This is a genomic window from Paenibacillus sp. 598K, assembly GCF_003851045.1.
GTDB lineage: Bacteria > Bacillota > Bacilli > Paenibacillales > Paenibacillaceae > Paenibacillus_D.
The window spans coordinates 58,588-66,559 of sequence record NZ_BFBX01000116.1 but is presented as its reverse complement, the minus strand read 5'-3'; the positions used below and the strand labels follow the sequence as shown (position 1 = coordinate 66,559).

Below are 7,972 nucleotides of genomic sequence, written 5' to 3'. Positions count from 1 at the left end.
TTTTGTGCGATTAATCGCATAAGTTTGGGTACGTTGTTGTTTCATGGGCCGTTTTGTGCGATTAATCTCATAAGTTTGAGCGCTTTGTTGTTTTAGGGCCCATTTTGTGCGATTAATCGCATAAGTTTGGGCACCTCTTTGTCACGACTTTGTGCGCAGACTGTTGAAAAACGGAGCCAACAGTCACGCAATCGTTTTTCCAATGGCTGTTGCCCCCAGATTTCTTAGTTTACTTCCCGAAGCCATTAGCCGACTGCTGGGGTTACATATACCTTCCTGCATCAGCGGCATATGTAACCTGCTTCCACGTACGGTGCCATGCCTTGGCGGCAATCCGACGCTCGTAATATACGAGGTCTTCGGGAGATGCGGCAAAAAAAGGTGTGGGGCGAACTGTCATTGTGAGCACATCGGCGATGCCGCAGGGAGCGGCGAGGATGAGGTTGTTCCGGTCATCCAGTGTGACTCCCAGCGCTGTGGCCGTCTCAGGGAACTTGGAGATCGCGTCCACTGTGCTGGCGTACGGCGAGTTGTTGTTAACTTTGTGCATTCGCGCTTCATTTTTGACGGACCACGGAATCGTTGGGTCCAGCCTGTGCAGCCGTTGCTCGAGCTGTTTTTCTGTCACTTCTTCGGTGTCCTCGGGGTCAAAATAGACGACGTCGACATCGGCAAGCGGCGTCCGCTCGGTGTAGCCGTGCAACGCATCCCATATTTTGGATCGGACGAACCCTGCGCATATCCACCAGTCAGGGAGTTTTAGCATGTTGACGTTGTGCAGGATCGACATCATCCATTTATCTGCTTCGATCAGCCGCAAGATATCGTATTCGTTTTTCAGTTTCATATAGCAATGACTCCTTCTGCCCGACATACTGGTATTGCGACGGCGACTTATGCCTATATGTGCCTGGCGCTCTGGGGGATATCCGGGGGATAGTGGTTAGCTGGAAAAAAAGTGGCGGTGCATCGTCCCGGGTACTCCGGGCATACACCGCCTTAGCTCAACCTTCTCGCTAACCTCCATGTCTAATCATCACGTTACTTAAACAACAAAAAGTTAGTCGCCAATTGGCGAAGCTGGCCGTCGGATGGCTTGTTGACGACGCGGCCGTTGAAAATTAGCGACGAAGAACCGCCGCCATCGAGATTGTACGCATCCTTGACGCCAAAGCGGGACAGGAGGATCTGGAGCTCCTCCAGCGTCGCGCCGGAATTGCCATGCTCGTCTGAGCCGTCGGTGACTAGGAACAGTAGCTGATCGTCCTTGTAGTTGGCGATGACGGTGCGTGGCGCGCGGCGCGGACTCGTCTTCCACTTGTCGGGGATCGGCTGGGCGACACCATTCTTCAGCAGGATCGGCACGAAGGAGGCGCCGAATTTCGGATTCTCCCGATCAAGCTCGTCGCGGGAGGCGTACTTGCCGCCGATCAGCTTCATATCCTGACTGAGTCCGACGAAGAAGAGATCGGCGAAGGACGGCTCGAAGCCGTTCACATATTCGCTGTTGGTCACCGTCGTGCTGAGCGGATAACGGCCGCTGCGGCTGTCGGCGAAGCCACCGGCATTGATGCCGGCGAGCGCATTGTACCTCTTCACGGCAGACATCGTCGTCTCGCTCTTGCCGAAGGTATCGTGACCGAGCACCATGTCGATCGCTTCCTCGGACTTCAGCTTCACCTTGAGCGCATACCCTCGGAAGTGCTGGGCCCGGACATGATAGAGCTGTGCGACCAGCTTGTCGCTCTGGACCTCCTCCGACGCATTGCCGAGCTTGCGGACGATCCGGCGGTCATAGATGCGGTACGGGCGGTCGGATTGCGAAGTGGCGAGCTGGAGCAGCGATCGAACCTCCTTGTTCGTCTGATCATAGAGCTTGGTGTCGCGCTTGATCGCTTCGGAGGTGACGGTTGCCAGTTCATGGGCCTTGTCGAGATTGGATAGCGCCTTACCTGTCAGCTCGGCCGCTCTGACCGGTTGGACCGTAGCGGTCAGCTCCGGCGGCGGGTCATTGAGCTCGAGGGCAGGCGTATGCAGCAGCATCCAGCCGAGGATGCCGATGAACGGAGCGCATAACAGCAGAGCCATGCGATTGATGCGTTGAACGGTCATTATTTCAACACATCCAGACTTTTCTTCAGCTCATTGAGCTTTTTGTTGACTTCGTTGATCTGCGTATATAGTTGATTGCTGTTATCCGTCTTCTCTGTCGTGTTGTCCTTGGCGAAAGTCAGCAACTCGTTAAGGGCGTTAACCTTGCCTTCCAACTGCGTAATCTCTGTCGCGAATCCGCTCTGGAGCTGGGCGATCTGGAGCTGATAGTCCTCCTGTACAGCTGCGATCTGGCGCGCGGTCTGCTGCTCGATCGCGGCGGTCAGCTCGGCCTGCTGCTTGTCCGAGTACCAGAGGGCTCCTGCGACGCCTGAGCCGATCAAGAGCACCCACACGATTAGGAATACGATCTTGGACTGCGTCGTCGATCTACGGGCTGCTCTCTCTGGTAGGCCTGTAGATGTCTGATATTGTTGATTCATAGCTTGGTCTCTCACCTCACCAAATAAGACGCATGACAGGCCGAAAAGTTGCGGAAGTGGAACGCTGGGCTGCCATTTCTTTGGTGAACAATTGTTGACAGTCGGATACGAACTCGCTATACTGGGTAACAATACATGAATGACTTCCCCATATAGTACACGCGATGAACAGGAACAGTAGGATTAGATCAGGGGCCAGATGCCTGCTACACAGGCTATGGACCAGAGAGCTGCGGGACGGTGCGACGCAGACCCCTCATCATCTGAAGCTCGCCTGGGAGTGGGACGTTGGAGCGCAGCCTTGCGGGATCTTCCCGGCAGGATGCAGGTACTTCGTCACGGCAGCCCCCGTGATCGGGCAGCGCATCGAACCGTTGGTCCGGACCGACGATGTCGATGGGCGTGAGGTGGGCGCTTCTCCCCGGGGAGATGGCGTCAACAAGGGTGGTACCGCGCGGACTCAGGTCTGTCGTCTCTTGCATAGAGACGGCAGGCCTTTTTTGATTTCCGTGGCGATGCCCTCGATCGGGGAAGCTACAGCATGTGCTACACCAACAAGATGACCCAAGCGTCGACTGAGGCACGATCGGCCGCGGTTCGGCATAGAATTGCATAGAGAAACGCCTTGAACGGGAGTAGTAGGAGCAACGTCTGGGAAGCAGAGAGCTGTGGGAGGGTGCGACACAGCCGAAGACGATCCGAACTCGCCCGGGAGCGGCGCGCCGGAGAGCGCGAGCGACAGATTCGCTTGCCTTGTACGGTGCGACGGGTTGCCTCCGTGATTGGGCGCAGAGCGGGTTTGGAGCGTATGCTCCAGGCCAACAAGAGTGGTACCGCGGCAGCTGTTTGACCCAGCCTGTCGTCTCTTCCGATACGGGAGAGGCGGCGGGCTTTTCTAATTTTGAGGAGGATGATTATCATGACAATTCAGAAGATTCAGATATTCGACACGACCTTGCGCGACGGAGAACAGTCTCCCGGAGCTTCCATCGAGCCGGCCCAGAAGATCATCATCGCCCGACAGTTGGCGAAGCTGGGCGTCGACATTATCGAGCCAGGCTTCCCGGTGTCGAGTCCCGGCGAGTTCAGCGCGGTGGAGCAGATCTCGCGGGAGCTGCAGGGGACGGAGATCGTCGGCTTCGCCCGGGCGGTGAAGGGCGATATCGAGTCGGCAATCCGCGCGACCCGCGATGCGGCGCGTCGGCGGCTCCATCTGTTCATCTCCTCCTCCGACATCCATTTGGACTTCCAGCTGAAAAAGTCGCGCCAGGAGGTCATCCGGATCGCGCGGGAGATGGTGGCTTTCGGCAAGCAGTCGGTAGAGGAGATCGAATTTTCCCCGATGGACTCGACGCGTGCGGGCATGGAGTTCGTACTGGAGCTGGTCGAGGCGGTCATCGAGGAGGGCGCGACGGTCATCAACCTGCCGGATACGCTGGGTATCGCTCTGCCGGAGGAGTACGAGGCGCTGTTCCGTACGGTGCGGACGCAGGCGCGCGGCGGCGACAAGGTGCGCTACAGCGCTCACTGTCACAATGATCTGGGGCTGGCTGTAGCCAACTCGCTGGCAGCGATCCGGAGCGGCGCGACTCAGATCGAGGCGACGATCAACGGCATCGGCGAGCGTGCCGGCAACTGCTCGCTGGAGGAACTGGTGATGGCGATCGATACGCGCAAGGCGACGCTGCAGGTAGAGACCGGCATCGATACGTCCGAGATTTATGCGACTTCGCGTATGGTCAGCCGGACGATGCATTTTCCGATTGCCTACAACAAGCCGATCGTCGGCCGCAACGCCTTCCAGCACGAGTCGGGCATCCATCAGGACGGCCTGCTGAAAAACCGCAACACGTACGAGATTATGGACCCCGAGGCGATGGGCATCCCGCGCAGCATGATTATCCTGGGCAAACACTCCGGACGCCATGCGATTAAGCACCGGATGAGCGAGTATGGTATCGAGGTGAGCGGCGAGCAGTTGGATGAGGTGTATACCCGGTTCAAGCAGGTGGCCGATGAGAAGAAGATCGTCACCGATAACGAGTTGCTGCGTCTGGTCGGCGAAGCGACAGCGACCCAGCACGATCCGTATGTGTTGACGGAGGTCAGCGTGCAGACCGGCGCCGATGAAGCGTGCAGCGCCCGCGTCGGGGTGCGCACGCAGGATGGCGCCGAGCATGTCGTCTCCGCGAGCGGCACCGGGCCGCTGGAGGCGGTCATCCGCAGCATCCAGGAGCTGATCCCGGTCGCGGCCCAATTCGAGGATCTGGAGCTGCACTCGCTCTCGACAGGCGAGGATGCCCACGGCGAGGCGGTGGTCAGCATCCTGCATGAGCAGCAGCGGCATCAGGGCTCGGCGATCCACAAGGATATTATCCTGGCCGCTGCGACAGCGTATGTCGCTGCCTGCAATGCCGCATTGCTCAGCTCCGCTCGTCAACGCCAGCAGCAACAGGTCTGATCCTGATCCTGTGCCTGTGCACAAAAGTTATCCACATATCCTCCACAAACTGTGGGTAAGTGTCTTGGAGGCCGAAAAATCAACTTTTTCAAGGCACCCCAAGTTGGGGATAGAAAAACATGCGCAAAGCTGTGGATAATGTGGACAATGTGTGTAAAACTTTCAGTTTTGTCTTTACAAAAAAGTCAATCTATATTTTTCGTGAAGAAAAGCGCGCTTTGAAGCTGAACTTATCGACAGAATTGCCTAACAATTCACATTTGGCTGTGGATAAGGCTGTGGACGACGCGGATGGCCTGGCGGGCAAGCGCTGCGCTACCCATAACAAAAACGCCCGATTCGATGCGACAACTCATTGTCGATCGATCGGGCGTCTTCATGCTCCGACAAAACGCCTTACGTCAGCCCCGTCGTATGCGCGTCCGCGATTCTAACGCTTGCCCTCGGCCTTATTGGGGCGAAAAGCTGTACTCTCGCAGGCTAACGCTCGCCAGCGAGCTTATTTAGGTAAAAGCTGCCGAAAAGACCGCTTTTGTCACAAATAAGCGCTGTGGCGAGCGTAAGAATCGCCGAAGACGTAAAACAACGGAAATAAGCGCTGTGGCAAGCGTTAGAGCGACAAGGGAACTACGGCGCTTGCGTTTGGATGAAAGAGCCCGCGAGAGCTCCGAAACGCCCCACTTCCGACGCTCGAATGAAAGTTTCTTGCGCTACCGTTCCGAATCGCCCCGCTCCCGACGCCCGAACGAAAGTTTCTTTCGCTACCGTTCCGAAACGCCCCGCCCCGAACGCTCCACCGGAACCATGCCCGCCTTTATCGCCTAAGCGAGCAACTCCTCCCAAGCGGCATAGACGTCGGCAAGCTCGGCTTTGTAATCGTCGATCGCTTGCTGTCGTTCGCTGACGGCGACATAGTCATTGTAGATGTCGGGCTGCGTCAGCTCACCCTCCAGATCGGAGATGGCTTGCTCCAGTCTGGCGATATCCGACTCCAATTGCTCCAGCCTGCGCTGTCGTTGGCGTTCTTCCTTTTTGGCCTGCTTGTCGGTTTCGTACGACGAGGCTTGCGAAGCGGTGCTGGAGGGTGCAGATCCTCCCGTTTTTTGAGCGGCCTCCGCTGCCGCGAGCGCTTCAAGCTCCAGTATTTCCTGTTTTTTCTCCATCATGTCGTCGTAATTTCCCAGGAAATGTTGCGTCCCCGTCGGTGTCAATTCGACAATTCGCTCCGCCATCTTGTTGAGGAAATAGCGGTCATGGGAGATAAACAGCAGCGTGCCTTCGTACTCCATCAACGCCGCCTCCAGCACCTCCTTGCTGAAAAGGTCGAGGTGGTTGGTGGGCTCGTCGAGGATGAGGACATTGGCTTGCTGTAGCATCAGCTTGGCCAACGAGACGCGGGCCTTCTCGCCGCCGCTGAGCGCCGAGATCCGCTTCTTCACATCCTCGCCGCTGAACAGGAAGTTGCCCAGCACTGTGCGAATCCGCGATTCCTCCAAGTGAGCGTACGCGCCCCATACCTCCTCCAGCACAGTGTTGGTCGGCGTCAGCCCTGTCTGCTCCTGATCGTAATAGCCGATCTGTACGTTGGCCCCCCAACGGATCGATCCGCTTACCAATCGGGGCTTGTCTGCGATCAGAGCCTTGAGCAGGGTCGACTTGCCGACGCCGTTGGGCCCGATGAGCGCGACCGTCTCTGCGCGCTGCAGGCGGAACTCGACATCACGGAACAGAGGGTGCGCCTGACCGTCGAAGGCAATCGACAACTGCTGCACATCGAGGACGTCCTTGCCGGTGCGGCGCTCGATCTCGAAGGCAAAATGCGCCTTCTTCAGGTCGCCGAGCGGACGGTCTACCCGATCCAGCTTGTCGAGCGCTTTGCGCCGGCTTTGGGCACGCTTGGTGGTGGAGGCGCGTACGATGTTGCGTTCGATAAACTCCTCCATCCTGGCGATCTCGTCCTGCTGCTTCTCATACGCCTTCATATTGGCCTCGTACTCGGCGGCCTTAATCTCGATATACCGGCTGTAGTTGCCCGTATAGCGCTTGGCGGCATGTCGCTCGATCTCGACGATCGACGTTGCCAGCGCATCGAGGAAGTAACGGTCATGCGAGACGACGAGGATCGCGCCGGCATACCCGCGCAGGTAGTCCTCCAGCCAGGTCAGCGTCGGGATGTCCAGATAGTTGGTCGGCTCGTCAAGCATGAGCAGGTCGGGCGCTTGCAGAAGGATACGGGCTAGCGCCAGCCGGGTTTTCTGACCGCCGCTGAGCGTGTGGATCGGCGTCTCAGGAGCAAAGCTGCCGAAGCCCATCCCATGCAGGACGCTGCGGATGCGCGTCTCGATCTCGAAGCCGCCTTGTTCGCGGAACCACTCCGAGCGGCTCGCATAGCGGTCGAGCAGATCTTGGTAACGCTTCTCGTCGTCATGCATCGCCGGATCGGCGATTTGCTGCTCCATCAGCCGCAGCTCCTGCTCTGTCTCCAGCAGCGCTGCGAATACAGCCAGCATCTCCTCTTGGATTGAACGGTCGGACTGCAGGCCGCTGTTTTGAGCGAGATAGCCGATTCGGGTCTCCTTGGACTTGAAGATCGAGCCGCTGTCGGCCGACATCTCGCCGCAGATGATTTTCAGCAGAGTGGACTTGCCCGCCCCATTGACGCCGACGAGCCCGATGCGGTCGCGCTCCTGCACCTGCATCGTAATATGGGAGAGTACGGATTTGACGCCGTAGCTTTTGGATAGATCCGAGACTTGTAACAGCATAATGAAACCTCCGGGAATGTAATGATCCGACTCATCAGGGGAACATGACGCTCCCCGCTACGTTATATAGTGTAACACAATGCGCGCTCGCGCTCACTAGTTGACTTCGCCAAGGCGATCTTGGCGAAAGCGGCTGAACAATGGTAAACTAAAGGTTATAGAAGCTACACAAAGCTAGCACATGATCCGAGTGACTGCACATAGAGAGGAAG

Annotated in this window: 6 protein-coding genes and 1 other annotated feature; of the genes, 2 read left to right on the top strand and 4 right to left on the bottom strand. The window is 57.6% G+C overall.

From position 1 onward, the window contains the following. Positions 1–262: 262 nt before the first annotated feature. From PA598K_RS28235 to PA598K_RS28225, 3 genes are all read right to left on the bottom strand, one after another. Positions 263–847, bottom strand: a complete 585-nt coding sequence (locus PA598K_RS28235) for a nucleotidyltransferase family protein (RefSeq protein WP_128660144.1) — start codon at positions 845–847, stop codon at positions 263–265. 194 nt (positions 848–1,041) lie between these two features. After that, the gene (locus PA598K_RS28230) at positions 1,042–2,112 is read right to left on the bottom strand and encodes a phosphodiester glycosidase family protein (protein WP_128660143.1); all 1,071 of its coding nucleotides are present in this window, start codon (positions 2,110–2,112) and stop codon (positions 1,042–1,044) included. Beyond that, a complete protein-coding gene (locus tag PA598K_RS28225; protein WP_260405657.1) occupies positions 2,112–2,534 on the bottom strand; it encodes a hypothetical protein in 423 nt (140 codons plus the stop codon). Before PA598K_RS28225 ends, PA598K_RS28230 begins: the two co-directional genes overlap by 1 nt. A 616-nt stretch (positions 2,535–3,150) precedes the next feature. After that, positions 3,151–3,404, top strand: a binding site (T-box leader). A gap of 49 nt (positions 3,405–3,453) precedes the next feature. Here PA598K_RS28225 and PA598K_RS28220 point away from each other — a divergent pair. Next, a complete protein-coding gene (locus PA598K_RS28220) occupies positions 3,454–4,995 on the top strand; it encodes a 2-isopropylmalate synthase (RefSeq protein WP_185602273.1) in 1,542 nt (513 codons plus the stop codon). Positions 4,996–5,114: 119 nt separating this feature from the next. Beyond that, positions 5,115–5,429 (top strand): hypothetical protein, encoded by a 315-nt coding sequence (locus PA598K_RS28215; protein ID WP_128660142.1) that lies wholly within the window; start codon positions 5,115–5,117, stop codon positions 5,427–5,429. A 387-nt stretch (positions 5,430–5,816) separates the two neighbouring features. On the opposite strand, the gene PA598K_RS28210 is transcribed toward PA598K_RS28215, so the two are convergent. Then, a complete protein-coding gene (locus PA598K_RS28210; protein WP_128660141.1) occupies positions 5,817–7,760 on the bottom strand; it encodes an ABC-F family ATP-binding cassette domain-containing protein in 1,944 nt (647 codons plus the stop codon). Between the last annotated feature and the right edge of the window lie 212 nt (positions 7,761–7,972).

Bases quoted from the DNA above. Each gene is read 5' to 3' on its own strand.
- PA598K_RS28225 (WP_260405657.1), bottom strand. From the start codon at position 2,534: ATGAATCAACAATATCAGACATCTACAGGCCTACCAGAGAGAGCAGCC.
- PA598K_RS28210 (WP_128660141.1), bottom strand. From the start codon at position 7,760: ATGCTGTTACAAGTCTCGGATCTATCCAAAAGCTACGGCGTCAAATCC.
- PA598K_RS28235 (WP_128660144.1), bottom strand. From the start codon at position 847: ATGAAACTGAAAAACGAATACGATATCTTGCGGCTGATCGAAGCAGAT.
- PA598K_RS28220 (WP_185602273.1), top strand. From the start codon at position 3,454: ATGACAATTCAGAAGATTCAGATATTCGACACGACCTTGCGCGACGGA.
- PA598K_RS28215 (WP_128660142.1), top strand. From the start codon at position 5,115: ATGCGCAAAGCTGTGGATAATGTGGACAATGTGTGTAAAACTTTCAGT.
- PA598K_RS28230 (WP_128660143.1), bottom strand. From the start codon at position 2,112: ATGACCGTTCAACGCATCAATCGCATGGCTCTGCTGTTATGCGCTCCG.